This window comes from Nonomuraea sp. KM90, from assembly GCF_052246675.1.
Lineage (GTDB): Bacteria > Actinomycetota > Actinomycetes > Streptosporangiales > Streptosporangiaceae > Nonomuraea.
Map to the genome: position 1 here is coordinate 40717 of NZ_JBQQCB010000056.1, position 25824 is coordinate 66540.

A 25824-nucleotide genomic window follows, 5' to 3' on the forward strand; every position below is an offset into this window, starting at 1 on the left:
GCGGTCTCCTCTAATTTGTGTACCTTGTAAGCTTACACAGTACACAAATTCGGGCGATCGTCACCCCCAAGCCCGCGAGGGCCGCGACGACCAGCGTGATCGACATGGGGGCGGGGAAGTAGGCGAGCTGGGCCCAGGTGACCGTGCGGCCGTTCACCAGGACCGTGACCAGGTCCGGGTACGCGGCCAGCACCGCGACCGGGATCAGCGCGGGGAGCAGCCGCACCCCGACGCGCCACCGGGGCCGCCCTGCCCGCTTCGCGGCCCAGCGCCGCGCCCGCACCGCGCCCAGGACGCCCAGACCGGCCGCGACCAGCGCGATCGCGGCCAGCACCGCCTCGAAGAGCTGCCGGTCGTTCCCCGGGCCCTGCGGGCTCCTGCCCTCGCTCAGCGCCGTCAGCCCGAGCATGATGTCGTACGTCGGGTCGTACAGCGTCGCGCTGTTGGTCATGACCGCGAAGCCGTAGCCGGTCTTGGGGGAGACGGCCTCGACGGCGTTGTAGGTGAACAGGTTCCCCGAGTGCACGAGCTGCCCGTTGTCCTCGATGCCCCACCCCATCCCGTACGGGCGCAGCTTCGTGGGCCGGTGCATGGCCTCCAGGCTCTGCCGCCCGACGGGCGGCCGGCCGTCCCCCGCCTGCGCGATCAGCCACTTGCCCATGTCGGCGGCGGTGGTGATGGCCCCGCCCGCGCCGCTGTCGTCGTGGAACCCGGCCAGCTCGGGCCGGGGCAGCCAGGCCCCGAAGAGCGAGTTGTAGCCGTCCGCGACCGGGACGACCTTGTCGGAGAAGGCGCTGGAGGTCATGCCGAGCGGCCCGAACACCCGCTCGCGCAGGTAGTCACCGAACCGCCGCCCGCTCGCCACCTCGACCAGCCGCGCGGCCAGGTCGTAGTTGACGTTGCAGTACTCCCAGCGGGTGCCGGGGTCGGCGGCGAGCCGGGAGCCGGCCAGGCGGGCCGTGTAGTCGGCCAGGGAGGTGGCGCGCTCGGTGGCGCCGATGTCCACCGTGCGGTCGGAGAGTCCGGAGGTCTGGTTCAGCAGCTGCCGCACGGTGATCCGCGCGGCCCGGGGATCGGCCATCGTGAAGCCGGGCAGCTGCGCGGCCACCGGCCCGTCCAGCTCGATCCCGCCGCGCTCCACGAGCGTCATGACGGCCATGGCGGTGAACGACTTGCTCACCGAGGCGACCCTCATGGGGGTGTCCTCGGTGACCGGGCGGCCGGCGGAGTCGTGCCCGTAGCCGGCGGCGTGCACGACCTCGCCGCCGCGCGTCACGACCACGGACACGCCCGGCACCCCGGTGGACTCCATCGCCTCGCGCAGGTAGGCGTCGACGGCGGCGGGCGTCAGCTCAGGAGCGGCCGTGGCGGGCGTGGCGGGCGTGGCGGGCGTCGCGGTGAAGGTCAGCGCGGCCGCCAGAAGGGACATGAGGGATTTCACCCGAGAAACCTAGAAAGGCGGGACCCCCTTCCGTATCGGCCGACCGTCCATGGAGACCCCTGACGAAAGTCAGGTCTCCTCCAGCCGCGTCGGCACGGCCTTCTGCACCTGCTGGAACACCACCGACGTGCGGAACCCGACGATCTCCTTGCGCTTGCTCAGCCGGTCGAGCAGGAACCCGTGCAGGTGGTCGAGGTCCTGCACGCCCACGTGCAGCAGGAAGTCGTCACCGCCCGCCAGCACGAACACGCTCATGACCTCCGGCATCTCGGCGGCCGACGTCTTGAACGCGTTGATCACCGCCCGGCTGAGTGGCCGCACCTGCACCGAGACCATCGCCTGCACGCCGCGGTTGAGCGCGGCGGGGTCGATGTCGGCGTGGTAGCCACGGATCACGCCCCGGCGGGTGAGCGCCCTGACCCGCTCCAGGCATGTCGAGGGTGCGATGCCGAGTTGCCTGGCCAGCTCGCGATTGGACTGCCGAGCATCCGTTTGGAGCAACCGCACGATCGCCGAATCAAGTTCGTCCATGCCCACAGCTTCGCATGGCATTCCGGCCGAACGTTCGATCGAGCTGGGGTGAGGCCGAATGGTTGAACTAGTTTCGAGCCCTATGAATGGACATATGGGAGCCGGTCAGGGTACGGCGCTGCTGGTCGGTGCGGTGCTGGGGCCGGGGATGCTGGTGCTGCCGCACCTGGCCGCCGCCGCGGCGGGGCCCGCCTCCGTGCTCGCCTGGGCGGGGATGCTCGCGTTGAGCGTCCCCGTCGCGCTGACCTTCGCCGCGCTCGGCGCGCGCTACCCGGGCGGCGGGGGAGTGGCCGCCGTGGTCGGCCTCGCGTTCGGCCGGCACGCCTCCGCCGTGGCGGGATGGTGGTTCTACGGCGCCGTCCCCATCGGCACGGTCGCGGGCGCGCTGGTCGGCGGCCAGTACGTCGAGGCCACCCTGGGCGTGCCCGGCACCCTGGCCGCCTGCCTGATCCTGGCGGCCGCGTTCGCGGCCAACGCCGCCGGGCTGCGCACCTCGGGACGGCTGCAGATCGCCCTGGTCATGCTGCTCGTCACGCTCCTGGCCACCGCCGTGATCACCGCCGCGCCGCACGCTGACGCGGCCAACTTCACCCCCTTCGCCCCGTACGGCGCCGCGGGCGTGGCCGGCGCGGCCGGGGTGCTCATGTTCGCCTTCGTGGGCTGGGAGGCCGCCAGCCACCTGTCGGCCGAGTTCGCCGACCGGAAGGGCCTCCTCAGGGCCACCGTGGTGGCCCTCGTGGTGATCGGGCTGCTTTACGCGGGCGTCTCCGTCACCTCGGTCGCCGTGCTCGGCGCGGACATGACCGGGGTGCCGCTCACCGCGATGCTGGAGACCGGCCTCGGCCCGGCGGCGCGGCCGGTCACGGGGGTGGTGGCGGTGCTGCTGACGTTCGGGGCGGTCAACACCTACCTGGCCGGGGCGTCCCGGCTGGGGGCGGCGCTGGCCGCGGACAAGGCGCTGCCGGGCTGGTTCGCCAGGGGCGGGCGGCCGGGCGAGACGCCGTACCGGAGCCTCGGGCTGCTGCTCGCGCTCAGCGTGCCCGTGCTGGTGTGGGCGGTGGACCTGGACATGCTCATGCGGGCCACCTCGGCGTGCCTGGCGGCGGTCACGTCGGCGGGGGTGGCCGCGGCGGTGCGGATGTTGCCGGCGGGCCGGCAGCGGGGCACGGCCGTGGTGGGGACCGGGATGTCGCTGCTCGGGCTGGCGTTCTGCGGCGCGTACCTCGTGGTCCCGGCGGTGCTGGGACTCGTGGCACTCTGCGCGCTGAACGTCAATGCTCGCCGTTCCTACAAAATCGGGCTATAAACGGGCGACAGGGCGCCGTCAGGCGGGCAGTAATCATGGGCACAGACGGCGCAACGTCGGGAGGTGCTATGACCGAGCACGCCAAGTACGCGGAGTCCAGGGAGGTCGGCGAGCAGGCGCGGGAGAAGGAGTGGACGCGCCCGAGCTTCGCCAAGCAGCTCTTCCTCGGTGACTTCCGGCTGGATCTGGTGTATCCGGCGCCCACGTTGCCCGACGAGGCGACCAAGAAGGGAGAGGAGTTCGTCAGGGCCGTACGGCGCTACCTCGACGCGCACGTCGATCCCGCCCTCATCGAACGGACCGCCCAGGTGCCGGACGACGTGGTGAAGGGGCTGGCGGCGCTCGGCGCGTTCGGGATCACGATCAAGGAGGAGTACGGCGGCCTCGGGCTCCCCTACCTGTATTACTGCCGCGCTCTCATGCTCGTCGGCTCGTACTGCCCGGCGCTGGCCACCCTGCTGTCGGCGCACCAGTCGATCGGTGTCCCGCAGCCGCTCAAGCTGTTCGGCACCGAGGAGCAGAAGCGGGAGTTCCTGCCGAGGTGCGCCGCCGGCGAGATCTCCGCGTTCCTCCTGACCGAGCCCGACGTCGGGTCCGACCCGGCCCGGCTGGCCACCACCGCCGTCCGCGACGGCGACGAGTACGTGCTCGACGGCGTCAAGCTGTGGACCACGAACGGCGTCATCGCCGACCTGCTGGTCGTCATGGCCAGGACCGGCAAGAGGATCAGCGCGTTCGTGGTCGAGGCGGACTCGCCGGGCATCACGGTCAAGCGACGCAACGAGTTCATGGGCCTGCGCGGCATCGAGAACGGCGTCACCGAGTTCTCCCAGGTCAGGGTGCCCGCCAAGAACCTCATCGGCAAGGAGGGCGACGGCCTGCGGATCGCGCTCACCACGCTCAACACTGGCCGGCTGTCTTTGCCGGCGACGTGCGCGGGCAACGCCAAGTGGGCCGTCAAGATCGCTCGCGAGTGGGGCAACGAGCGCGTGCAGTGGGGGCGCAAGGTCGGCCAGCACGAGGCCGTGGCCACGAAGGTGGCCTTCATCGCGGCCACCGCGTACGCCGTCGAGGCCGTCTGCGAGCTCACCGGCCGCCTGGCCGACGACCAGCGCAACGACATCAGGATCGAGGCGGCGCTGGCCAAGCTGTACGCCTCCGAGCTGTCGTACCAGGTGCTCGACGAGCTGGTCCAGGTGCGCGGCGGGCGCGGCTACGAGACGGCCGCGTCGCTGGCGGCGAGGGGCGAGCGCGGCGTGCCGGCCGAGCAGATGTTGCGCGACTCCCGGATCAACCGCATCTTCGAGGGCTCCTCCGAGATCATGCGCCTGGCGATCACCAGGGAGGCGGTGGACGCCCACCTGTCGGCCGCCGGCGAGCTGATCAACCCCGACGCCACCCGCCAGGAACGCGCCCAGGCGCTGCGCCGGGCCAGCCGCTTCTACGCCAAGTGGCTGCCCACGCTGGTCGCCGGCACCGGAAACCTGCCCACCGCGTACGCCGACTTCGGCCCGCTGGCCGCGCACCTGCGCTTCGTGGAGCGGACCAGCAGGAAACTGGCCAGGTCCACCTTCTACGGCATGTCCCGCTGGCAGGGCAGGCTGGAGCACAAGCAGTCGTTCCTCGGCCGGATCGTGGACATAGGGGCCGAGCTGTACGCCATGACGGCCGTCTGCCTCAAGGCGGAGGAGGACTCCAGGGATCTGGGGCGCAGGCCGTACGAGCTCGCCGACACCTACTGCCACCAGGCACGACGCCGCGTGGACGCGCTGTTCGACCGGCTCTGGGACAACAGCGACAGCCAGGATGTCCGCCTGGCCGGCTACGTCCTCGAAGGCCGCTACACCTTCGTCGAGGAGGGCATCCTCGACCCGTCGATCGAGGGCCCGTGGATCGGCGCGCCGGAGGGCGGGGAGAACGTCCGGAGGAAGATCCTCTGACGTCCGGTCTAGACCGGTTGTGCGGTCGAAGTGCCGCGAGTGTTGCAAAACCGAGACAAGCCGGTATAGACCGGCTGCTTAACTCAGGCTTACGCTGGCGCAAACGCGAGCGAGCCTGACTCGCGCGCGCCTCATCCCCCAGGGCTGGGTCCGCTGGCTGGTACGGACCAGCCCGGCCCGTCCGACGAGAAGGCGGTATCTCCAGTGAACATCAAGCTTGTGGGCGGCGCCGCTCTCGGCCTTGCCACGATGCTGGTCCTGTCCAGCTGCGGGTCGGGCGGCTCCGGCGGCGGAGGCGACACCCAGGCGTCCAGCGGCGGCCAGGTCACGCTGAAGATGGTCGCCGCCGACTACGGCGACGGCCCCGGCAAGCCGAACTCCGGTGAGACGTTCTGGAAGGGCGTCGTGGACGAGTTCCAGGCGGCCAACCCGAATATCAAGGTCGAGGTCCAGGTCATCAACTGGAACGACATCGACAAGCAGGTCGCCACCATGGTCCAGAACGGCCAGGTGCCCGACATCCTGCAGACCGGCGACTACTCCGGCTTCGTCAAGGACGGCCTGCTCCACAAGGTGGACGAGGTCCTGTCCCCGAACGTCTCCGGCGACATGCTGCAGAAGTTCGCCGAGTTCGGGAAGGTGGACGGCGCCGCGTACGGCATCCCGTTCGTCTCCTCCGCCCGCGCCCTGTTCTACAACAAGGACCTGTTCGAGAAGGCCGGCGTCGCCGAGGCGCCCAAGACGTGGGACGAGCTCAAGGCGGCCGCCGAGAAGCTGAAGGCGGCCGGCGTGACGCAGCCGTTCGGCCTGCCGCTCGGCCAGGAGGAGGCCCAGGCCGAGTCGTTCCTGTGGATGCTGGGCAACGGCGGCGGCTACAAGGACGCCTCCGGCAAGTGGGCGATCAACTCGGCCCAGAACGTGGAGACCTTCACCTACCTGAAGGGCCTGGTCGACGCCGGCCTGACCACCCCGAACCCGGGCACCAAGGACCGCAAGACGGTCTGGGAGGACTTCGGCGCCGGCAAGGTCGGCATGGTCAACGGCGGCCCCATGTCGATCCCGATCTTCGACGCGGCCGGCCTGAAGAACTACGGCGTCGTGCCCATCCCCGGCAAGGCCGGCCCGCTCGACACCACGCTCGGCGTCATGGACTGGATCATGGCGTTCAACAAGAACGGCCACGCCGCCGAGATCAAGAAGTTCTTCGACTTCTTCTACACCGGCAACGCCGCGACGAAGATCTCCGACACGTACAAGCTGCTGCCCGTCACCAACGGCGGCATCCAGAAGCTGTCGAGCGACGAGAAGCTCAAGCCGTTCCTCGACGCCCTGCCCAACGCCAGCTTCTACCCCTTCCAGGACCCCAAGTGGGCCGAAGTGAACCCGGCGATCAAGCAGACCATCGGCGGGGCCGTCAAGGAAGACCCGGCCAAGGTCCTCGGTGAGCTGCAGAAGACCGCCGAAGCGGCCGGCTGATCCAGCGGGACTCGGGTACGGCCGGCGCCCACCGGCCGTACCGTCCTGGAAAGGTATGTCATGAGAAGGTTGCGCGCCCTCGAACCCCTCGCCTGGGTCGGGCCCGCCATCGTGCTGATCGCGCTGGTCGTGCTCTGGCCCGTGGTCGAGATGATCAGGTCTTCGTTCCTGGAGATCAGCCGGCTGGGCGTGGTGCGCGGATACAACGGGTTCGCGAACTACGAGAAGCTCTTCGCCGAGCAGGACTTCGCCGACGTCATGGTCCGCAGCGTGATCTGGGTGGTCGCGGTCGTCGCGCTCACCGTGCTGATCTCGCTGGCCCTGGCCCAGCTGTTCAACCAGCGCTTCCCGCTGCGCAAGGTGGCCCGGTGGGCGCTGATCGCGCCGTGGGCCGCCTCGGTGCTGATGACGGCGATCATCTTCAAGTGGATGCTCGACCCCGAGGTCGGCGTGATCAACCAGATCCGGCTGAAGCTCGGGCTGATCGACGCGATGGGCGGGGCCGCCGCCGACCAGCTCGGTGACGCCTCCACCGCCATGCCGTGGCTGGTGTTCGTCGCGGTGTTCGTGTCGGTGCCGTTCACGACGTACGCGCTGCTGGCCGGGCTGGCCACGATCCCGTCCGACGTGTACGAGGCCGCCAGGATGGACGGGGCCGGACGGCTGCGGACGTACTGGTCGATCACGCTGCCGCTGCTGCGCCCCGCGCTCACCGTGGCGGCCCTGATCAACGTCATGAACGTCTTCAACAGCTTCCCCATCATCTGGGCGATGACCCACGGCCAGCCGGGCTACTCGACGGCCACCTCGACGATCCTCATGTACATCCTCAAGGGCTCCGACATCGGCGAATCGGCCGCCATGTCCGTCGTGAACTTCGGCATGGTGATCGTGCTCACCCTGGTCTTCCTCAAGGTGTCGCGGTGGAACAAGGAGGTGGCGTGATGGCCGTCAAGACGATGCCACCGCAGGTCAAGCCGCACCATCACGCCCGGCAGCGGCGCGGTGCCGCCGCGCGCGCGATGCCGAGGCTCAAGACCGTCCTCATCGCCGCCAGCGCGTACGTCATCGCGTTCCTCTTCCTGTTCCCGTACGTGGTCATGCTGCTGACCTCGCTGCGCTCCCAGGACTCGCTGCGCGACGTGACGTTCTGGCCCGAGGAGTGGGTCTGGTCGAACCTGGCCAACTTCTGGGGCAGCGGCCTGGCCGGGAACCTGTGGGTGACGATCAAGGTGGCGGCGGGCTCGACGGTGCTCGTGCTGCTGGTGGCGCTGCCCGCGGCGTACTACTCGGCCCGGCACAACTTCAGGGGCCGCACCGCGTTCCTGATCCTCGTGCTGATCACCCAGATGTTCCAGCCCACGGCCATGGTGGTCGGCATCTACCGCGAGTTCTTCCAGTTCGGGCTGGTGGACTCGATCTGGGCGCTGATCCTGGTCAACGGCGGGTTCAACCTGGCGTTCGCGGTGTGGATCCTGAACGCGTACTTCTCGTCGATCCCGCGCGAGCTGGAGGAGGCGGCGTTCATCGACGGGAACGGGCGCTTCGGCGCGCTGTTCCGGATCACGCTGCCGCTGGCCATGCCCGGCGTCATCACCGCACTGATCTTCACGTTCATCGCCGCCTGGAACGAGTTCGTGGTCGCGCTGACCCTGACCACGACGACGGAGAACCAGCCGCTCCCGGTGGCACTCAACTCGTTCATCGGGCAGTACCAGGTGGACTGGCAGAACCTGTTCGCCGGTTCGGTGATCGCCACCATCCCGGTGATCATCCTGTTCGCCCTGATCGAGCGGAAGGTGGTCGGCGGCCTGACCGCCGGCTCCATCAAGTAGCCCGCCGGGGGCCGCCCCGCCAACCCTTGGGGCGGCCCCCGGGCGCGTTACCGCTGCTTCGGGACCCGGGCCACGCAGAACACGGTCTGGCCGAACGGCGGCCGGACGAACCGCTCGATGAGCCGCGTCAGCGGCACCACCGTACGGTCGTAGATCTTGACCAGCCTCGGGTCCGGGTAGCCCACGCCGCCCCTGCGCACGGCCGCCCACCAGGCGATGCCGCCCAGGAAGTTGATCGGCTTGAGCACCTCGACGTCGAGCCCGGCCTTGGCCACCGCGGTGCCCAGCGTCTTGGGCGTGTAGCGCTGGACGTGACCCACCTTGCGGTCGAAGTCCCCATAAAGCTGCATGTAGCCGGGCACCCAGATGATGATCCGCCCGCCCGGCAGCGTGACGCGCGCCAGCGAGCGCAGGGCCTCGGCGTCGTCCTCGATGTGCTCCAGGACGTTCATCATGACGACGGTGTCGACCTTGTCCTCGAGCGGGATGTTCGTCGGCAGCCCGAACTGCAGGACGCTGATGTCGTCGCGGTCGGCGAAGCGCTTCTCCAGCTGCTCGACGCAGTAGGGGTCGAAGTCGCTCACGACCAGCCGGTCGAGGCGCGGCAGGAACTGCTCGGCGAAGTGGCCCAGCCCCGAGCCGATCTCCAGCATCGAGCGGCCGACATGCGGGGCGACCATGTCGAACTCGTACTGCCGGTAGTTCTTGGCCTCGTCCCCACCCAGGTGGTTCTCCAGGGCCTCGTCACCGGCCGCCGGTTGCACTACACGGTCATACCCAGAAGACATAATCCCGTTCCTTCAAGGGGCTCATGGATTGCCCGAGTCTAATGCCCCGGCCGGTCATGAAGATGACACGATCAGCGAAACACCCTTCCCCGGAAAGCCCCGGATGGGATGGAATCTGACTCGTCATGGACGACGACGAGGCGATCGGCCGCTCGCTCGACGGTGACCTGGCCGCCTACGAGGTGCTGGTCGCCCGCTACAGCGCGCTCGCCCACCGTACCGCCGCCATGCTGGGGGCGGGGAACGAGGCCGAGGACGTGGTGCAGGAGGCGTTCGTCAAGGCCTTCCGCCACCTGTCGAGCTTCCGCCGCAAATCGTCCTTCCGGCCGTGGCTGCTGCGCATCGTCGCCAACGAGACCCACAACCTGACCCGGTCGCGGGGGCGCAGGTCCGAGCTCACGCTGCGCCTGGGCGCCATCGCCGACACGCGGGCCCCGGACGACCCGGAGGGCGCCGCCGTCGCCACCGACCGGCGCTCGCGCCTGCTGGCGGCCGTACGCGGGCTGCCCGAGCGGGAACGCCAGGCGGTCGTCTGCCGGTACTTCTTACAACTGAGCGAAGCGGAAACCGCGCAGGTGCTCGACTGGCCCGTCGGGACCGTCAAGTCCAGCACCCATCGGGGGCTGGCCCGGCTGAGGGAGGAGGTGGGCAATGAACTCGCGTGAGCCCTTCGACGACCTCGAGGCCGAACTCCTGGCACTCGGCGACCTCCTCGACGTCCCCACCCCACCCCCTGCCGACGTCGCCGCCACCGTCCGCGCCCGCCTCGAAGCCGCCGCCCCCAATCCGGCCCCGGATCCAGCGCATTACCCGACGCCCGATCCGACGCCCGATCCGACGCCCGATCCGACGCCCGATCCGACGCCCGATCCGGCGCACGGTCCGGTCACCGGGCCCGTTCGCCCGCCCTCGCGCCGCGACTCCCGGGCGCCGGGAAGGCGGGACGGGCGGCGGCGCCGGACCCGGTGGGCGATCGTGGCGGCCGTGGTCGTGGCCGTGGTCACCGTGACCGCCGCCACCCCCCAGGGCCGCGCCGCCGTGGCGCAGATCCTGCGGTTCGCCGGGGTCGAGCTCAGGATCGGCGACGAGACACCCCCGCCGATCACCACCCCGACCCCCATCCCGGGCGAGCACCCCGTGACGCTGGACGACCTGCCGAACGAGGTGAGGTTCCAGGTGCGGATCCCGTCCGCCCTGGGCGACCCGCAACGCGTCACGGTCGCCGACCGCGGCCGGGTGGTGTCGATGTTCTGGCCGGGCGGCATCAGGCTCGACCAGTTCGACGGCGCCGTACGGCCGTTCTTCTTCAAGAAGCTCGGCCCGCCCTTCCCCGGCCACACGCTGGTGAACGGCGACGACGCCTGGTGGATCCCGGGGGCGCACCCGCTCGGCTACATCCCCCGCCAGGACGGTACGGAGGTCCCCCTGCGCCAGGCCGCCCCCACGCTCATCTGGCAGCAGGGCACGCTCAACTACCGCCTGGAAGGCGCGGGCTCCGTGCGGGAGGCCGTCCGGGTGGCCGAGTCACTCCGGTGAGCTCGTGAGCCAGTCGTCCACGCCCTTGAGCAGATCCTTCCGCACCGACTCCGGGGCCGTGGACGACCGTACGGACTGCCGGGCCAGCTCGGCCACCTCCGCGTCGCTGAACCCGTAGCACTCCCGGGCCAGCTCGTACTGCCGCAGCAGCCGGGTGCCGAACAACAACGGGTCGTCGGCCCCCAGCGCGATCGGCACCCCCGCGTCGAACAACCTGCGCACCGGCACGTCCGCCGCCCGCTCGGCCACCCCCAGGCCCACGTTCGAGGTGGGACAGATCTCGCAGCAGACCTGCCGGTCGGCCAGCCGCTGCATCAGCCAGGCGTCCTCCGCCGCGCGCACCCCGTGCCCCACCCGGTCGGCCCCCAGGTCGTCCACGCACTGCGCCACGCTGCGCGGGCCCAGCAACTCGCCCCCGTGCGGCACGGACAGCAGCCCGCCCCGCTTGGCGATCCGGAAGGCCCGCTCGAAGTCCCTGGCCGCGCCGCGCCGCTCGTCGTTGGACAGCCCGAAGCCGACCACGCCCTTGCCGGCGTACTGGGTGGCGAGCCTGGCCAGCGTGTTCGCGTCGAGCGGATGGCGGGTCCTGTTGGCCGCCACGACCACGGCGATGCCGACCCCGGCGTGCCGGGCGGCCTGGTCCACCGCGTCGAGGACCAGCTCCAGCGTGGCCGTCAGCCCGCCGAAGCGCTGCGCGTACCCCGAGGGGTCCACCTGGATCTCCAGCCACCGCGACCCGGCCGCGACCTCGTCCTCCGCGGTCTCGCGCATGAGCCGGTAGACGTATTCGGGGCGGGTCAGCACGGACCTGGCGATGTCGTACAGCCGCTGGAACCTGAACCAGCCACGCTCGTCGGTGGCCCGCAACTTGGGCGGCCAGTCCTCTTCCAGCGCGTCGGGCAGGTGCAGCCCTTGTTCCCTGGCCAGCTCGATCAGTGTCGCGTGCCGCATCGAGCCGGTGAAGTGCAGGTGAAGATGGGCCTTGGGAAGCGCGTGTAGAGGCCGTGGCATTCGCATATCTTGCCACTCAACCTCCGGGCGGGTTCCCGCGTCGTCGACGCGGCGATCCGTGACAAGATCGCGGAAGGCGTCCGTCCGGCCGAGTGAAAGTCGCGGTACGGACGAGGCCGGATGGGGGATCAAGGATGCATGATCCCTGAGGGGTACGAGATCGGCCAGGGATGGCGCGCGGCGCTCGCGGGGCTCGCGTTCGGATTGACGGCCCTCATCATCTACGCGCTCTTCTCGTCCGGGTTCGGGCGTCCGCCGCGCCACACGGGGGCGGCGCCCCCGCCCGTGCCGGTCGCCAGCCCGCCGGCCGTCGCCGTGGCCGCCGTCGCCACGCTCGCGGTGATCTCCGACGACCTCTGGCTCACGTACCTGCCCGACGGCCTCGACCGCGGCGGCGGGGGAGCCATCGAGCGTCGCCCCGGGGTCGAGGGCGGCTGGGCCTGGTTCGGCTCGGCGGACAGATTTGTCGAAGCCCAGGTGGAGCACGGTACGGTGGCCGCTGACTGGGACGGCTACCGCAAGCGGGCCACCCTGCTGAACGCCCGCGCCACCACTGTGCGCGGCAGGCCCGCCGTGGTCGGGAGACATCCGGGCGGCGGAAGGGCGATCGTCTGGCTAGAACGCGCCGGGACCGGCGCGTGGATCAGGGTCAGCGATTCGCTCGGCGGGGAACTCGTGGCAATTGCCGCCTCCGTCAAGAATCGTGTAGGAGACTGAGAGCCTTTTCCCTGGTTATCCGCACATGTCAAGGGGAGGGTCGATGCGGCGGCTGGCAGCGGTGCTCCTCGTGTGCACGCTCACGGCGTGCGGCGGTGGTGGCGAAGCCCTGCCGTCCACGGCCACCCCGCCGCCCAAACCGGTCGTCACCCGCAAGAGCACGGCCCCGCTGTCCTGCGGCGGCACCAAGGTGCTGGTGCCGGCCACGCTGCCCGGCCTCGACCGCGAGGGTTCGTTCGCCCGGCTCGACTCGCTCCGGCGGCCGCTCAAGGTCAGGGGACGGATCTGGGGCGACAACGACGAGCGCCTGTACGTCGGCGTCGTGTGCGGCGTGCGCACGGCCGACCAGTTCGTCACGCTGGTGGCCAGGTCGACGCTGACCGTGTACGAGGGCAAGCCGGCGCTGCACTGGACCACGCGTACGGGCGTGCGCAACTTCATGTGGCTGGAGCGGCCGGGCACCGCCGTCTACGTCGCCGCGACCCCCGGCCTCACCACCGAGATCAGGCAGATCGCGGACGGCATCACCTTGGGCTGAGCCCTGACCCCGCTGTCAGCGGGCCTCGGAGAGCAGCTTGCCCAGCCGGCTGACGCCCTCCGCCAGGTCCTCGTCACCCAGCGCGTAGGACAGCCGGAAGTAGCCCGCCGTGCCGAAGGCCTCGCCCGGCACCACCGCGACCTCGGCCTCCTCCAGGATCAGCTCCGCCAGCTCACTGGACGACCGAGGCCGCCTGCCGCGCAGCTCCTTGCCGATCAGCTCCTTGACCGTCGGGTACGCGTAGAACGCCCCCTTCGGCTCGGGGCAGAACACGCCCGGGATCTCGTTGAGCATCCGGACCATCGTCTGCCTGCGCCGGTCGAACGCCGTGCGCATCTCCGCCGCCGCCGACAGGTCGCCGGACACCGCCGCCAGCGCCGCCATCTGGGCCACGTTGGAGACGTTGGAGGTGGCGTGGGACTGCAGGTTGGTCGCGGCCTTCACCACGTCGGCCGGGCCGATCAGCCAGCCCACGCGCCAGCCGGTCATCGCGTAGGTCTTGGCCACGCCGTTGAGGATGACGACCCGGTCGCCCAGCTCGGGGACGGCCGTGGCGATGCTGGTGAACTCGGCGCCGGCGTACACCAGGTGCTCGTAGATCTCGTCGGTGACCACCCAGAGGCCGTGCTCGGCCGCCCAGCGGCCGATCGCCACCGTCTCGTCACGGGAGTAGACGGCGCCCGTCGGGTTGGACGGCGAGACGAACAGCAGCACCTTCGTCCGCTCGGTGCGCGCGGCCTCGAGCTGCTCGACGCTCGCCAGGTAGCCGGTGGACTCGTCGGTCACGACGTCGACCTGCACGCCGCCGGCCAGCTTGATCGCCTCGGGGTAGGTCGTCCAGTAGGGGGCCACGACCAGGACCTCGTCGCCCGGGTCGAGCAGCGTCGCGAACGCCTCGTAGACCGCCTGCTTGCCGCCGTTGGTGACCAGCACCTGCGACGCCTCGGCCGCGTAGCCGGAGTCGCGCCGGGTCTTGGCCGCGATCGCCTGCTTGAGCTCGGGGAGACCGCCGGCCGGCGTGTACTTGTGGAAGCGGGGGTCGCGGGCGGCCTCGATCGCGGCCTCGACGATGTAGCCCGGCGTCGGGAAGTCGGGCTCTCCCGCGCCGAAGCCGATGACGGGGCGTCCGGCCGCCTTCATCGCCTTCGCCTTGGCGTCCACGGCGAGCGTGGCGGACTCGGAAATCGCGGAAATTCTGGCGGAGATGCGGGGTCGAGTGGACATGTGTCCATGCTCCCATGTGACTCCCACGCGGTCATGACCTGGGCGATCAGGTTTTGGTTCGACGTACCGGGCAATCCCCCGTATGCTTTCGCCTGGTCCTTCCGCCGCATGTCGGCGAGCGGTTCGGTCCAGGCAGTGAGTCGATCAGGGTAGTCTGGTCAACGACATAGGGCACTGGCGCAATTGGTAGCGCACCGGTCTCCAAAACCGGCGGTTGGGGGTTCGAGTCCCTCGTGCCCTGCGAGTGCGGTCCGCGCAATACTAGGCGTGTAAGCGCGCCGCAAGACTGCGTTGGATACGACGGATCAGGTGAGGACTGTGGCGATCGACACGCGCGGCGAGACCGCAGACAAGCCTAGTGGCGAGAAGAAGACGCGTACGTCTCCTGCCCTCTTCTACCGGCAGGTCGTCAACGAGCTTCGTAAGGTCATCTGGCCGACACGCAAGGATCTCATCACCTACACCACGGTCGTTCTGATATTCGTTCTGATCATGGTTGCTATCGTGTACGGGCTCGACAGTGCCCTGGGATGGGTGGTCCTCCGCGTCTTCGGCGGATCCTGACCGAGACACCGCCGGGATCGCCTGACGGAGTCGCCATTCGATACCACGAAAGAGGAAGAGTCACCGTGTCCGAGTCTTCAGTTCCGGCGGACGAGTCCCGCGACGAGTGGGGCGACGAGCTGGAAGAGGCCACCGAGGAGTCCGCCGAGGCGGCTCTCGAGGAGGCCGAGGTCGAGGAGAGCGACGAGGTGGCCGATGTCGAGGCCGCTGCCGTCGAGGACGGTTCGGTTCTTCCCGACGTCGACCCCGTCGAGGAGTTCAAGAGCTCGCTGCGCGGCCTTCCCGGCGAGTGGTACGTCATCCACTCCTACGCCGGTTACGAGAACCGCGTGAAGTCCAACATCGAGAGCCGCAACGTGTCGCTCAACATGGAGGACTACATCTACCAGGTCGAGGTGCCGACGCACACCGTCCAGGAGTTCAAGAGCGGCAAGAAGGTGCCGGTCAAGGAGCGTGTGCTGCCCGGCTACGTGCTGGTGCGCATGGAGCTGACCGACGAGTCCTGGGCCGCCGTGCGCAACACGCCCGGCGTGACCGGCTTCGTGGGCCTGTCCAACAAGCCGAGCCCGCTCAGCCTCGACGAGGTCGCCAAGCTGCTGGCGCCGGAGCCGACCGAGGAGACCAAGAAGGCCACGGCCAAGACGGCCACCGGCCCGACGGTCGAGTTCGAGATCGGCGAGTCCGTCACGGTCATGGACGGCCCGTTCGCCACGCTGCCCGCCTCGGTGAGCGAGATCAGCCCCGAGTCGCAGAAGCTCAAGGTGCTCGTGTCGATCTTCGGCCGCGAGACTCCGGTGGAGCTCTCGTTCAACCAGGTCTCGAAGATCTAAGACGATCACATACACTTAGACGTTCGGCTGGCCGCCTTGCGCGAAGGGCGGCCTTCCGACATGTCAGGGCCGCATCCGCGGACCTGACGGCACCGCAATCAGGACCCGGAGAAGGACAAATGCCTCCGAAGAAGAAAATCGCCGCACTGGTGAAGGTCCAGCTTCCCGCTGGCCAGGCCACTCCGGCGCCGCCGGTGGGTACCGCCCTCGGTCCCCACGGCGTCAACATCATGGACTTCGTCAAGCAGTACAACGCTGCGACGGAGTCCCAGCGGGGCAACATCATCCCCGTTGAGATCACCATTTTCGAAGACCGCAGCTTCACCTTCATCACGAAGACGCCGCCGGCGCCCGAGCTGATCAAGAAGGCCCTGGGTCTCGACAAGGGCAGTGCGGTCCCGCACCGCGACAAGGTGGGCAAGCTCAGCCGCGAGCAGCTGCGCAGCATCGCCGAGACGAAGATGCCCGACCTCAACGCCAACGACATCGAGGCGGCCGAGAAGATCATCGCCGGCACCGCCCGGTCGATGGGCATCACCGTCGCCGAGTAAGACCTTTCCCAGAAGTCGTGGGAGGGCCGTCCTCGAGACGGGCCCGCACACCACAAGGAGTCAAGAAATGCAGCGCAGCAAGGCGCACAAAGACGCCGCCGCCAAAGTAGACCGCGACAAGCTCTACACGCCCGTCGAGGCGGCGAAGCTGGCCAAGGAGACGTCGACCACCAAGTTCGACGCCACCGTGGAGGTCGCCCTCCGGCTCGGCGTCGACCCTCGCAAGGCCGACCAGATCGTGCGCGGCACGGTCAACCTCCCGCACGGCACCGGTAAGACCGCCCGGGTCCTGGTCTTCGCGACCGGTGACCGTGCCGAGGCGGCCCGCGAGGCGGGCGCCGACATCGTCGGCGCCGACGAGCTGATCGACGAGATCGCCAAGGGCAACCGGCTCAACGAGTTCGACGCCGTGGTGGCCACGCCCGACCTGATGGGCAAGGTCGGCCGGCTCGGCCGCGTGCTCGGTCCCCGTGGCCTCATGCCCAACCCGAAGACCGGCACCGTGACGCCCGACGTCGCCAAGGCCGTGACGGAGATCAAGGGCGGCAAGATCGAGTTCCGTACGGACCGGCAGGCCAACCTGCACTTCATCATCGGCAAGACGTCGTTCGGCGAGCGCCAGCTCATCGAGAACTACGCCGCCGCCCTGGACGAGGTGCTGCGTCTCAAGCCGTCGGCCGCCAAGGGCCGCTACCTGAAGAAGGTCACCTTCTCCACGACGATGGGCCCGGGCGTCCCGGTCGACCCCAACGTCACCCGCGGCCTCACGGCCGAGCTGGAGGGCTGAGCTTCCTCGGAAGCCTTCCGCGCCCCTGCCCGTTCACCGGGCAGGGGCGCTTTGGCTTTCCGGTACGTCTCCACCTGCTCCATGCGCCCCACCTGCCTCCACGATTTCCGCGCGCGCCTGCGGGTCGCGTGGGTGTCCCGGTCGTTGGGGCGGGTAACGCATTGTCCGCGTGCTCAGCGTGTGCCTGAGCGCCCGTGTGGCCGTCACCCGGTGCCGCCCATTCGCCGGCCTGCCCAGGCCTCTGCCGCGCCCTCAGGGCCGCCCAGCCACGCGTCCGCCGCGCCTGCGGTGCCCGCGTTAGCCCGGCCGCTCGTCCCGTCCACGGGTGTGGCGTCGGAGACCGTCCCAGCCTGCCGGTCCGTCGTACCGCGCCGCGGTCGCGCGTCCGCCGGATCGGGAACCGCGTGCCGACCGCCGTACCGGACCGCATGGCGACCCGCATGCCCGCGCCCGCATGCCGCCCCAGCCCTGGACCGAACCCCACCCCGAGCCGGTTCGGGGCCTTGGGTGGGGGCAGGGACAGGGGGCAGCGCCGATGGTTGTGTGGGAATTGTGCATGGGGTGTGAGGGTTAACCCTGGGTTTTCCCCTATTTATGAGGGGAAGACGCCACAGCGCGGATACCTAAAAGTAGGGTCAAGACATGCTGAAGCGCACGATAAGTATGGCCGCGGCCGGTGCCGCGCTCGTTGTGGCGGCGGTCGCCGGTTGCGGATCGAACGCCCAGCCCATCCAGGTCAACCTGGCCGCCTCCGAAGTACTCGCGCAGGCCGCGCAGAAGACCGCGGAGGTCACCAGCTACACGGTGGACGCCGTGGTGAACGTGACGCACCCGCAAGAGGGCGCCGGCAAGGTGCAGGGTCGCATGCTCTACCAGAGCAAGCCCCAGCTCGCCGCCGACGTCACGCTCGACACCGTCGACATGGGCGGGCGCAGCCTGCCGGGTGGCGTACGTGCCGTGCTGCAGGGCGACACCGTCTACGTGAAGGTGGAGGCCCTCAAGGAGCTCATGGGCGCCACCAAGCCGTGGATGAAGTTCACGCTGAGCGAGATGGGCGACTCCGCGCAGGTGGACCAGTACCTCGGCCAGATCCAGCAGTTCGATCTCGGCAACATGACCAAGCTGGTCACGGCCTCGCAGGACGTGAAGTCCGTCGGCAACGAGAGTGTCAACGGCGAGGACACGACTCACTACAGCGGCACCTTCCCCGTGGAGGCGGCCGTGCAGCAGTTGCCCGCCGACAAGCAGGAGCAGGCGCGCCAGGGCCTGGCTGAGCTGAAGGACGTCAAGTTCGACATCTGGGTGGCCGCCGACGGGCTGCCGCGCAAGCTCGCGCTGAACGGCTCCAAGGAGGGCGCCACGCTCGACGCCACCCTGTTCTTCAAGGACTTCAACGAGGCCGTCAACATCCAGGCCCCGCCCGCTGACCAGGTGGGAGAGCTGCCCAAGGGCACGACCAACTGAGAACGATTTGGAAACTCGGCGGCCAGGACGTAGTCTGGTCGTTGCCAAAGACCGCCGGTCGTCGTCAGGTGCCTCAAAGCCTGGCGACCGAAGGTTCCACGTCAAGTGGACGGCCCGCGCAGGTGTGATGCGAGTTTCCCACATGGTTTGATCCGTGTGTGCGAGCCCCGTGCGCCCTGCGCTCGGGGCTGTTCTCATTTCTGGGGCCCTTCGCCGGTGGCACATCTGGAAGGAGGCCCATGGCGAGGGCGGATAAGGCGACAGCGGTTGCCGAGCTCAAGCGTGAGTTCGAAGGCAGCGCCGCCGCCGTTCTGACCGAGTACCGCGGTCTCACCGTTGCGCAGCTCAAGGAGCTGCGTGTCTCTCTCGGTGGGAATGCGAAGTTCGCCGTGGCGAAGAACACCCTGACCAAGATCGCGGCCAACGAGGCCGGTCTTGCGGGCCTCGACAGCCTGCTCGCCGGTCCGACCGCGATCGCCTTCGTCAACGGAGACGTTGTCGAGGCGGCCAAGGGTCTGCGTGACTTCGCCAAGGCCAATCCCCTTCTGGTGATCAAGGGCGGCGTCCTCGACGGCAAGACGCTCGACGCCTCCGAGATCACCAAGCTCGCCGACCTCGAGTCCCGCGAGGTCCTCCTCGCGAAGCTTGCCGGTGCCATGAAGGCGAAGCAGAGCGCTGCCGCAGCGATGTTCGCCGCTCTGCCCACGCAGATGGCTCAGCTGGCCGACGCCCTGCGCGCCAAGCGCGACGAGGCTGGCGAGTAACACGGGGGTTGCCGCAACTACCGCGGTCCCGTTCCTAGTTTTCAGCAAGTCCTAAACGTAAGGAAACCATCATGGCGAAGCTCAGCACCGACGAGCTGCTCGACGCGTTCAAGGAGATGACCCTCCTCGAGCTGTCCGAGTTCGTGAAGCAGTTCGAAGAGGTCTTCGACGTCAAGGCCGCCGCCCCCGTCGCGGTTGCCGCCGCCCCCGCCGCCGCTGGTGGTGGCGAGGCCGCCGCCGTTGAGGAGCAGGACGAGTTCGACGTCATCCTCGAGGCCGCCGGCGACAAGAAGATCCAGGTCATCAAGGAGATCCGCGCCCTCACGTCCCTGGGCCTCAAGGAGGCCAAGGACCTGGTGGACGGCGCTCCCAAGCCGGTCTTCGACGGCAAGGTCAACAAGGAGCAGGCGGAGAAGGCCAAGGCTGCCCTCGAGGGCGCCGGCGCCACCGTGACCGTGAAGTAACTTCCCCTTCGCTTCACGCAAGAGCTCTTCGGAAAGAGGCGGATACACCCTGGTGCCGGGTGTGCCCGCCTCTTTTCGCGTTCCGGGGCCATGGGCGGCCGAGCGCCGGTGCCGGTGGCTCGGAGTTTCTCACGCTCGTCTCATCGGGTCGCCAATCGGCGTGCCCAGCGGACCGATCCCGTACGCGCCGCGCTGTGGGTGGGGGAGCCGGTTGGTCGTGACGGGGCTGGTCTTCGGCCTGATGCGGGGGATCTACCACGCCTACTACACCGTGGCCCTGGCCCCGGCCATCGCGGCGCTGGTGGGCATGGGCGCGGCGGTGCTCCGGGAGCGGCGGGCGGCACAGGCTGTCGGCCGTGGTCGTGGCGAGCATGGCCGTGTGGTCCTGCGCGTTGTTGTCGCGCAGCGCCGACTGGAACCCGTGGCTGGGTGCGGCCGTGCTGGGGGCCGCGCCGGCGATGCTCCTCACCCGGCGGGTGCCCGCCGTGGTGGCGGTCGCCCTGGTCGTGTGCCTGGCGGGACCGGCGGCGTACGCCGTGGACACGGCGTAGTCGCCGCCCACGGGGGCCATCCCGACTGCTGGGCCCTCCACCGGTGGGAGTTCGGGAGGCCGTCCGGTGGAGGGTTCCTGGTGGGCCAGCTCGGGACAGGCGGCCCGCACCGGGATGGGAGGCGCCTGGCAGAGCGCGGGCGGCAGCGACGACGCGGCCGAGATCGCTGCCTGGGTGCAGGAGACGTTCACCGCCACCACGGTCGGCGGCACCACGGTCTTCGATCTCATCCGGTCCTGAGCGGGGCACTCCTCGGGAAGCGGGACAATCGCCGAATGATCGACTCCACCCCCCACGCCGTCCGCTTATGGATCGCCCCCCGGTCCGCGCGGTTATTCGCCATCGTCGTCGACCTCCTCGTGTGCGGGCTGCTCGCGTGGCCCATCGAGCAGGCGGTGGAGGCGGTGACGAAAGACGCGGACGACCTGGTCTTCCTGATCCTCAACTTCCTCTACTTCTGGCTGCTGCACGCCCGCTACGGGCAGACGATCGGCAAACGGCTGTTCAGGATCATGGTGGTCGCGCCGGCCACGGGACGCCCGCCGTCGCTGCGGGCGTCCGCCATCCGTGCCGGCTTCTTCGTCTTCGTCCCGATGATCCCGGTGGTGGGCTGGTTCGTCGGGCTGCTCGACGGCCAGCACCTGTTCTGGGACCACAAGAGGCGGTGTTACCACGACCTCTGCGCGAACACCGTCGTCGTGAACGTGCCCGAGAAGCCGGGCGCCTAGCCCGCCCGCACCTCGGCGACGGCTCTGGTGTCCATGTAGTCCCGGTTGTGGATGATCCGGCCGTCTCTGATCCGGAGCACGGCGAGGCTGGGGACGGTGATCCGCCGGTCGCCCACCGCGACGATCGTGTCCTGCTCCACCACCACGACCTCGGGGTCCTCCGTCCGGTGCAGCGCCAGCCGGCGTACCTCCTCGACCTCGAACGGGGTCGCGCCCCACATCTTGCGGTACCCCGCGCGGACCTCCTCCTTCCCCTGGTACGCAGGCAGCCCCCCGAACGGGAACTCGTGCAGCCCGTCCTCCGCGTAGAGCTCGGCCAGCTCGTCGGGCGACTTGTGGACCATGGCCGCGTGGTAGCCCGAGACGATCTCTTCGATGGACATGAAACGTCCCCTCATTTCACTCAACGAGTGTTGACTCAACGAGCGTAGAGCGAAACCGGCGAGTCGGTCAACGCATGTAGAGTCGGCTCGTGGCTGACAAGGTGCTTCCGCGGGCCGAGAGGCGGCGCAGGACCGAGGGGAGGATCCTCGACGCGGCCAGGTCGCTCTTCGCCGACGTGGGATACGAGCGCGCCACCATCAGGGGCATCGCCAAGGCGGCCGGGGTCGACCCGGCCCTCGTGATGCAGTACTTCGGGAGCAAGCAGGAGCTGTTCCAGCAGGCCGTACGCGTGACGCTGCCCTCCGGCGGGGAACTGGACCCGGACGAGGTGGTCGAGCACCTGCTCGGCACGCTCACCGTGAAGATGGGCGAGCTGCCGCAGAGCTCGCTGGCCATGATGCGCTCGATGCTCACCCACCCCGAGGCCGCGACGTCGGCCCGGCTGGTGCTGGGCAAGCAGATCGACCGGCTCGCCGAGACGTTGCCCGGCGACGACGCGCGGTTGCGCGCGGCGCTGATGACGCTGGTCATGCTCGGCGTGACCGTGGGCCACCAGCTCCTGGAGCTCGACGAGCTCCGCGGGGTGCCGCAGGAGGAGCTCGCCCGCCTGCTCCGCCCCAGCCTCCGCGCCCTTACTGGACAGTAAGTCTCATAACCGCCCGGTAACAAGGTCCGGGATCCGGTTCCCATTCGCCGGTACGTCGTTACGGTGAGGGCAATGTCGAAGTAAAGTTTGCGGCACGTTATCCCCTGAGTACTCCCTGCGATCGGGAAGGTGGCCAGTGGGCGTCGAAGTCGTGGTCGACGGGTTGACCAAGTCGTTCGGTCGGCAGGTCATCTGGGAGGACGTCTCGCTCACGCTCCCCGCGGGGGAGATCTCGGTGCTGCTCGGCCCCTCGGGCACCGGCAAGTCGGTCTTCCTCAAGACCCTGGTGGGCCTGCTCAGGCCCGACCGCGGGCACATCTGGATCGACGGCTACGACCTGGCCAACTGCAGCGAGAGCAAGCTCTACGAGCTGCGCCGCCTCTTCGGCGTGCTGTTCCAGGACGGCGCCCTGTTCGGCTCGCTCAACCTGTTCGACAACATCGCCTTCCCGCTGCGCGAGCACACCAGGAAGAGCGAGACCCAGATCCGCCAGATCGTCATGGAGAAGATGGAGCTCGTCGGCCTGCTGGGCGCCGAGACCAAGCTGCCGGGGGAGATCTCCGGCGGCATGCGCAAGCGGGCCGGACTGGCCAGGGCGCTGGTGCTGGACCCGGAGATCATCCTGTTCGACGAGCCCGACTCCGGTCTCGACCCGGTCCGCACCGCGCTGCTCAACCAGCTCATCGTCGATCTCAACACCGAGATCGAGGCGACGTTCCTGATCGTGACGCACGACATCAACACCGCCCGCACGGTGCCCGACAGCATCGGGATGTTGTTCCGGCGGGAGCTGGTGATGTTCGGCCCGCGTGAGATGTTGCTGTCGAGCGACGAGCCGGCGGTGCGGCAGTTCCTGAACGCCAGGAAACACGGCCCCATCGGCATGTCGGAGGAGAAGGACGTCTCCGAGCTGGAGGCCGAGGCGCAGATGGGGCACGACCCCGGGGCGCTGCCGCCGATCCCGCCGCAGCTCATGCCGACCGGCAACCGGATGCGCCGCACCCAGCAGCCGCCGGGCACCTGGCTGGCGGCCAACGGGGTGATCCCGCCGCAGGGGTCCTTCGTGGACGAGCGCGGCCGCAACTGGCTGGAGGAATATCCCCGCCTGGTCAACGCCCACCTCCACGGCATCGCCTAGCAGCCGGTGGAAGCGGGCCGGGCCCCTCTCGCGCGCCACTGGCCGAGCTGGAGAAGGCGTCCGGAGCCAACGGGGTGCGGCCGGCCGAGGTGAGCGGCGCGCTGCTCGGAAAGGCCGAGGAGGTGCTTCCCGAGACCGTGGCGGTCTGAGTCAGGGGAAGGCCGTGCTGGGCGCTCAGCGGGCCTCTGAGGGCCATCTGAAGGCATTTGCGGGAGATCTGGCTGCCTTGACCGATTCCTTCCGGAAGGGTTCCCGCGGCCTGTCGGACGTCCTCGCCCGCACCCGCGACCGCAACCGGCCGCCGCGGGTACGAGCGCGTACGCAGGCGCCACCCGCAGGACATGACCCCCGGCGCCCCGGCCTGCTGCGGGGAGCCTCGCGACGGCGGGACCGGAGTGAGTGCGGCCCGCAACCGCGCCGCCTGCCCAACCGGCTCCGTCGAATCGCGGACTTCGGGAGTGGGTGTCGCGTTATGATCCGGCAGCGACCAGCCGGGAGAGGGGTGAGCAGACGTGGCAGTACTCGCTGTTCGGCCCGCTCGCATCCTGATCGCGGCGCTCAGCGGGGTGCTGGCGGCGCTCGTCGGCACCGGCACGTGGATCGCCGCGCAGGCGCGCGACGAGCAGGGCAGGGCAGGCGACAAGCAGGCCGCGCTCCTGGCCGCGGGGACCCACGCGAAGAACCTGGTCTCGCTCGACTACCGGACCGTCGACACCGATCTGCGGCGCATCCTCGACACCTCCACCGGGGTGGCGAAGACCGAGTACACGACCAACGCCGGCAAGCTCAAGTCCACCACCGTCGAGAACAAGGTCGTCCAGCACGGCGTGCTGCGCGCGACAGGGCTGGTCTCGATGACGGGGACCTCGGCGAAGGTGCTGGTCGTGGCCGATGTGGAGATCCGCTGGGACGGCTCCAAGAGCCCGCCCGAGGACCGCTACTACCGATGGCAGATGGACGTGAGCAAGGTCGGCGGTCTCTGGCTGGTGTCGAAGGTGGTGCAGGTGCAGTGAGGACCTTCACGATCGCGCTGCTCGGCATCCTCGTCGTGGTGGCGGGGGTGCTGGTGCCGACCATGTGGTTCAACCTGCGGGACCTGCGCGACGCCGACGCGGCCGGGGCGGAGGCCGTGGCCGCGGCCAAGAAGGTCGCGCCCGACCTGCTCTCGTACGACTACCGGACGGTCGAGGAGGACCTGGCACGGGCCGCGACGTTCACCACGGGAGAGCTGACCAAGCACTACAAGGAGCTGAGCACGACCCTGGCGTCGAGAGCCAGGGAGCAGAAGATCGTGCAGACCGTGTCCATCGCGGGGGCCGGGGTCGAGCGCGCCGAGCCCGACCGGGTAGAGGTTCTGCTCTTCGTGAACACTGGTACGGTCAAGGAGATCCCCGGTAAAGAAGGGTTGAGGAACGAGTTCTCCTACAACCGGGCCAGGTTCGTCATGGTGCGGCAAGACTCGCGCTGGCTGGTGGCGGCCCTGTCCACTCTCCTGGGGACCGCCGGGGGGCCCTGAGATCACGGGCGTGCCGCTTCCTTCAATTGTTACCAAAAATCAGGTTTAGCGAAGCCTTTGATAGGGGTAACCCAGTCACAGCTACACCGGTTGTCGGCATGGGTTCGCCCCCCGGTGTGACAGAGCGTTAACCGCCCCCGTTCGCGGGTATCGTCTTGGGCCTGGCGGTAGGCGATCAGTCACACAGGGGAGAAAACCCAGCGTCCGGGCCCTGAGTCGGCTAAAAGTCGGGCTCGCGGGCTTGACGTTTCCGCCTGAACGGGCGATGCTGCGACCAACGTGGAGCATGCAGCGAGGGCGAAGTGGACAGGCGTGTGCCGTTCGGCTACACTGCCCCTTTGCGCTGCCCTTTGACGACCCGCGATGCTTGCTCACGTTGCGAGGTTGTCTGGCGTGCGTGTAGTCAGTCCGCCGCGAGCCCTCGGAAGGACATCTGTTGGCAGCCTCGCGCAACGCCTCCGCCGTACCCGCTGGTCCCCGTCGCGTCTCTTTCGCGCGTATCCAGGAGCCTCTCGAAGTTCCTGACCTTCTCGCCCTGCAGACCGAGTCCTTCGACTGGTTGCTCGGCAACGAGAAGTGGAAGGCCCGGGTAGAGGCGGCTCGCCAGGCCGGGCGCAAGGACGTCCCGACCCAGTCGGGTCTCGAAGAGATCTTCGAAGAGATCAGTCCTATCGAGGACTTCTCGGGGACTATGTCCTTGTCGTTCCGCGATCACCGGTTCGAGCCGCCGAAGTACTCCGTAGATGAGTGCAAAGAGAAGGACATGACCTTCTCCGCCCCGATGTTCGTGACGGCGGAGTTCATCAATAACACCACCGGTGAGATCAAGAGCCAGACGGTGTTCATGGGCGATTTCCCGCTCATGACGCCGAAGGGCACGTTCATCATCAACGGCACCGAGCGTGTCGTGGTCTCGCAGCTGGTCCGTTCGCCCGGCGTCTACTTCGAACGCAATGTCGACAAGACGTCCGACAAGGACCTCTACGGCTGCAAGGTCATCCCGTCCAGGGGTGCCTGGCTCGAGTTCGAGATCGACAAGCGCGACAGCGTCGGTGTGCGCATCGACCGCAAGCGCAAGCAGGCCGTCACCGTGC

The 25824-nt window shown here is 69.1% G+C and carries 29 protein-coding genes, 1 tRNA gene and 1 pseudogene; 25 read left to right on the forward strand and 6 right to left on the reverse strand.

All coding sequences use genetic code 11. The features are described from left to right. Nucleotides 1-10: 10 nt before the first annotated feature. Nucleotides 11-1441 carry a serine hydrolase domain-containing protein gene (locus ACTWPW_RS37760; RefSeq protein ID WP_443171481.1) on the reverse strand — a complete coding sequence of 477 codons (1431 nt, stop codon included), beginning with the start codon at nt 1439-1441 and terminating at the stop codon, nt 11-13. Nucleotides 1442-1510: 69 nt separating this feature from the next. Beyond that, complete coding sequence (locus ACTWPW_RS37765) at nt 1511-1972, reverse strand: Lrp/AsnC family transcriptional regulator (protein WP_364119559.1); 462 nt, start codon at nt 1970-1972, stop codon at nt 1511-1513. A gap of 94 nt (nt 1973-2066) precedes the next feature. Between ACTWPW_RS37765 and ACTWPW_RS37770 the strand changes: the two genes are divergently transcribed. From ACTWPW_RS37770 to ACTWPW_RS37790, 5 genes are all read left to right on the forward strand, one after another. Next, on the forward strand, nt 2067-3278 hold the full coding sequence (locus ACTWPW_RS37770; protein WP_443171482.1) for an APC family permease: 1212 nt from the start codon (nt 2067-2069) through the stop codon (nt 3276-3278). 68 nt (nt 3279-3346) lie between these two features. After that, nucleotides 3347-5218: an acyl-CoA dehydrogenase family protein gene (locus ACTWPW_RS37775; RefSeq protein ID WP_443171483.1), complete on the forward strand. Its 1872-nt coding sequence runs from the start codon at nt 3347-3349 to the stop codon at nt 5216-5218. Nucleotides 5219-5422: 204 nt separating this feature from the next. Further along, nucleotides 5423-6694 carry an extracellular solute-binding protein gene (locus ACTWPW_RS37780; RefSeq protein WP_443171484.1) on the forward strand — a complete coding sequence of 424 codons (1272 nt, stop codon included), beginning with the start codon at nt 5423-5425 and terminating at the stop codon, nt 6692-6694. A gap of 60 nt (nt 6695-6754) precedes the next feature. Beyond that, the gene (locus ACTWPW_RS37785; protein WP_364119548.1) at nt 6755-7639 is read left to right on the forward strand and encodes a carbohydrate ABC transporter permease; all 885 of its coding nucleotides are present in this window, start codon (nt 6755-6757) and stop codon (nt 7637-7639) included. Beyond that, complete coding sequence (locus tag ACTWPW_RS37790; RefSeq protein WP_375117042.1) at nt 7639-8529, forward strand: carbohydrate ABC transporter permease; 891 nt, start codon at nt 7639-7641, stop codon at nt 8527-8529. The genes ACTWPW_RS37785 and ACTWPW_RS37790 overlap by 1 nt, the downstream gene beginning before the upstream one ends. Before the next feature lie 47 nt (nt 8530-8576). Here the strand turns inward: ACTWPW_RS37790 and ACTWPW_RS37795 are convergent, their stop codons facing one another. Continuing rightward, nucleotides 8577-9293 (reverse strand): class I SAM-dependent methyltransferase, encoded by a 717-nt coding sequence (locus tag ACTWPW_RS37795; protein ID WP_443171485.1) that lies wholly within the window; start codon nt 9291-9293, stop codon nt 8577-8579. A 149-nt stretch (nt 9294-9442) separates the two neighbouring features. Here ACTWPW_RS37795 and ACTWPW_RS37800 point away from each other — a divergent pair, with 149 nt between their 5' ends. Together ACTWPW_RS37800 and ACTWPW_RS37805 are read left to right on the forward strand one after the other, a co-directional pair. Then, nucleotides 9443-9982 carry an RNA polymerase sigma factor gene (locus ACTWPW_RS37800; protein WP_443171486.1) on the forward strand — a complete coding sequence of 180 codons (540 nt, stop codon included), beginning with the start codon at nt 9443-9445 and terminating at the stop codon, nt 9980-9982. Continuing rightward, a complete protein-coding gene (locus ACTWPW_RS37805; RefSeq protein WP_443171487.1) occupies nt 9969-10853 on the forward strand; it encodes a hypothetical protein in 885 nt (294 codons plus the stop codon). Before ACTWPW_RS37800 ends, ACTWPW_RS37805 begins: the two co-directional genes overlap by 14 nt. On the opposite strand, the gene ACTWPW_RS37810 is transcribed toward ACTWPW_RS37805, so the two are convergent. Continuing rightward, nucleotides 10842-11864, reverse strand: a complete 1023-nt coding sequence (locus ACTWPW_RS37810) for an adenosine deaminase (RefSeq protein ID WP_375117045.1) — start codon at nt 11862-11864, stop codon at nt 10842-10844. The two genes, ACTWPW_RS37805 and ACTWPW_RS37810, sit on opposite strands and share 12 nt — an antisense overlap. Nucleotides 11865-12002: 138 nt before the next feature. On the opposite strand from ACTWPW_RS37810, the gene ACTWPW_RS37815 reads away from it, so the two are divergent. Further along, the gene (locus ACTWPW_RS37815) at nt 12003-12581 is read left to right on the forward strand and encodes a hypothetical protein (protein WP_375117046.1); all 579 of its coding nucleotides are present in this window, start codon (nt 12003-12005) and stop codon (nt 12579-12581) included. 43 nt (nt 12582-12624) lie between these two features. Next, nucleotides 12625-13119: a hypothetical protein gene (locus ACTWPW_RS37820; protein ID WP_375117047.1), complete on the forward strand. Its 495-nt coding sequence runs from the start codon at nt 12625-12627 to the stop codon at nt 13117-13119. A gap of 15 nt (nt 13120-13134) precedes the next feature. Here the strand turns inward: ACTWPW_RS37820 and ACTWPW_RS37825 are convergent, their stop codons facing one another. Then, a complete protein-coding gene (locus tag ACTWPW_RS37825) occupies nt 13135-14343 on the reverse strand; it encodes a pyridoxal phosphate-dependent aminotransferase (RefSeq protein ID WP_443171488.1) in 1209 nt (402 codons plus the stop codon). A 168-nt stretch (nt 14344-14511) separates the two neighbouring features. Here ACTWPW_RS37825 and ACTWPW_RS37830 point away from each other — a divergent pair. The 11 genes from ACTWPW_RS37830 to ACTWPW_RS37880 all read left to right on the forward strand — a co-directional run bounded on the left by ACTWPW_RS37830 (nt 14512) and on the right by ACTWPW_RS37880 (nt 21046). Further along, a tRNA-Trp gene (locus ACTWPW_RS37830) sits at nt 14512-14584 on the forward strand. Between the two features lie 77 nt (nt 14585-14661). Beyond that, entirely contained in the window at nt 14662-14907 is a 246-nt protein-coding gene (secE, locus tag ACTWPW_RS37835) for a preprotein translocase subunit SecE (RefSeq protein WP_364119522.1), read from the forward strand. A gap of 65 nt (nt 14908-14972) precedes the next feature. Beyond that, nucleotides 14973-15737, forward strand: coding sequence for a transcription termination/antitermination protein NusG (nusG, locus tag ACTWPW_RS37840; RefSeq protein ID WP_364119519.1), 765 nt, complete (start codon nt 14973-14975; stop codon nt 15735-15737). A gap of 119 nt (nt 15738-15856) precedes the next feature. Beyond that, the gene (gene rplK, locus ACTWPW_RS37845; RefSeq protein ID WP_138719455.1) at nt 15857-16288 is read left to right on the forward strand and encodes a 50S ribosomal protein L11; all 432 of its coding nucleotides are present in this window, start codon (nt 15857-15859) and stop codon (nt 16286-16288) included. Nucleotides 16289-16355: 67 nt separating this feature from the next. Next, nucleotides 16356-17075, forward strand: coding sequence for a 50S ribosomal protein L1 (gene rplA / locus ACTWPW_RS37850; RefSeq protein ID WP_364119517.1), 720 nt, complete (start codon nt 16356-16358; stop codon nt 17073-17075). A gap of 642 nt (nt 17076-17717) precedes the next feature. Beyond that, on the forward strand, nt 17718-18539 hold the full coding sequence (locus tag ACTWPW_RS37855; RefSeq protein WP_375117049.1) for an LppX_LprAFG lipoprotein: 822 nt from the start codon (nt 17718-17720) through the stop codon (nt 18537-18539). A gap of 239 nt (nt 18540-18778) precedes the next feature. After that, complete coding sequence (gene rplJ, locus ACTWPW_RS37860; RefSeq protein ID WP_364138252.1) at nt 18779-19303, forward strand: 50S ribosomal protein L10; 525 nt, start codon at nt 18779-18781, stop codon at nt 19301-19303. A gap of 71 nt (nt 19304-19374) precedes the next feature. After that, nucleotides 19375-19767, forward strand: a complete 393-nt coding sequence (gene rplL, locus ACTWPW_RS37865; RefSeq protein ID WP_185070580.1) for a 50S ribosomal protein L7/L12 — start codon at nt 19375-19377, stop codon at nt 19765-19767. A 356-nt stretch (nt 19768-20123) separates the two neighbouring features. Beyond that, the gene (locus ACTWPW_RS37870; RefSeq protein WP_443171489.1) at nt 20124-20318 is read left to right on the forward strand and encodes a hypothetical protein; all 195 of its coding nucleotides are present in this window, start codon (nt 20124-20126) and stop codon (nt 20316-20318) included. A 66-nt stretch (nt 20319-20384) separates the two neighbouring features. Beyond that, nucleotides 20385-20558, forward strand: a complete 174-nt coding sequence (locus ACTWPW_RS37875; protein ID WP_443171490.1) for a hypothetical protein — start codon at nt 20385-20387, stop codon at nt 20556-20558. 35 nt (nt 20559-20593) lie between these two features. Continuing rightward, on the forward strand, nt 20594-21046 hold the full coding sequence (locus ACTWPW_RS37880) for an RDD family protein (protein WP_443171491.1): 453 nt from the start codon (nt 20594-20596) through the stop codon (nt 21044-21046). On the opposite strand, the gene ACTWPW_RS37885 is transcribed toward ACTWPW_RS37880, so the two are convergent. Further along, nucleotides 21043-21429 carry a nuclear transport factor 2 family protein gene (locus ACTWPW_RS37885; protein ID WP_443171492.1) on the reverse strand — a complete coding sequence of 129 codons (387 nt, stop codon included), beginning with the start codon at nt 21427-21429 and terminating at the stop codon, nt 21043-21045. The genes ACTWPW_RS37880 and ACTWPW_RS37885 overlap by 4 nt on opposite strands. 89 nt (nt 21430-21518) lie before the next feature. Between ACTWPW_RS37885 and ACTWPW_RS37890 the strand changes: the two genes are divergently transcribed. From ACTWPW_RS37890 to ACTWPW_RS37910, 5 genes and pseudogenes are all read left to right on the forward strand, one after another. Further along, nucleotides 21519-22076, forward strand: coding sequence for a TetR/AcrR family transcriptional regulator (locus ACTWPW_RS37890; RefSeq protein ID WP_443171493.1), 558 nt, complete (start codon nt 21519-21521; stop codon nt 22074-22076). 136 nt (nt 22077-22212) lie between these two features. Then, nucleotides 22213-23214 (forward strand): ABC transporter ATP-binding protein, encoded by a 1002-nt coding sequence (locus tag ACTWPW_RS37895; RefSeq protein WP_364138237.1) that lies wholly within the window; start codon nt 22213-22215, stop codon nt 23212-23214. 512 nt (nt 23215-23726) lie between these two features. Further along, nucleotides 23727-24227 carry a hypothetical protein gene (locus ACTWPW_RS37900; RefSeq protein WP_375117055.1) on the forward strand — a complete coding sequence of 167 codons (501 nt, stop codon included), beginning with the start codon at nt 23727-23729 and terminating at the stop codon, nt 24225-24227. Further along, nucleotides 24224-24730, forward strand: coding sequence for a hypothetical protein (locus ACTWPW_RS37905; protein ID WP_443171494.1), 507 nt, complete (start codon nt 24224-24226; stop codon nt 24728-24730). The genes ACTWPW_RS37900 and ACTWPW_RS37905 overlap by 4 nt, the downstream gene beginning before the upstream one ends. A gap of 436 nt (nt 24731-25166) precedes the next feature. Beyond that, a pseudogene (locus ACTWPW_RS37910) lies at nt 25167-25824 on the forward strand (DNA-directed RNA polymerase subunit beta); the annotation flags it as partial.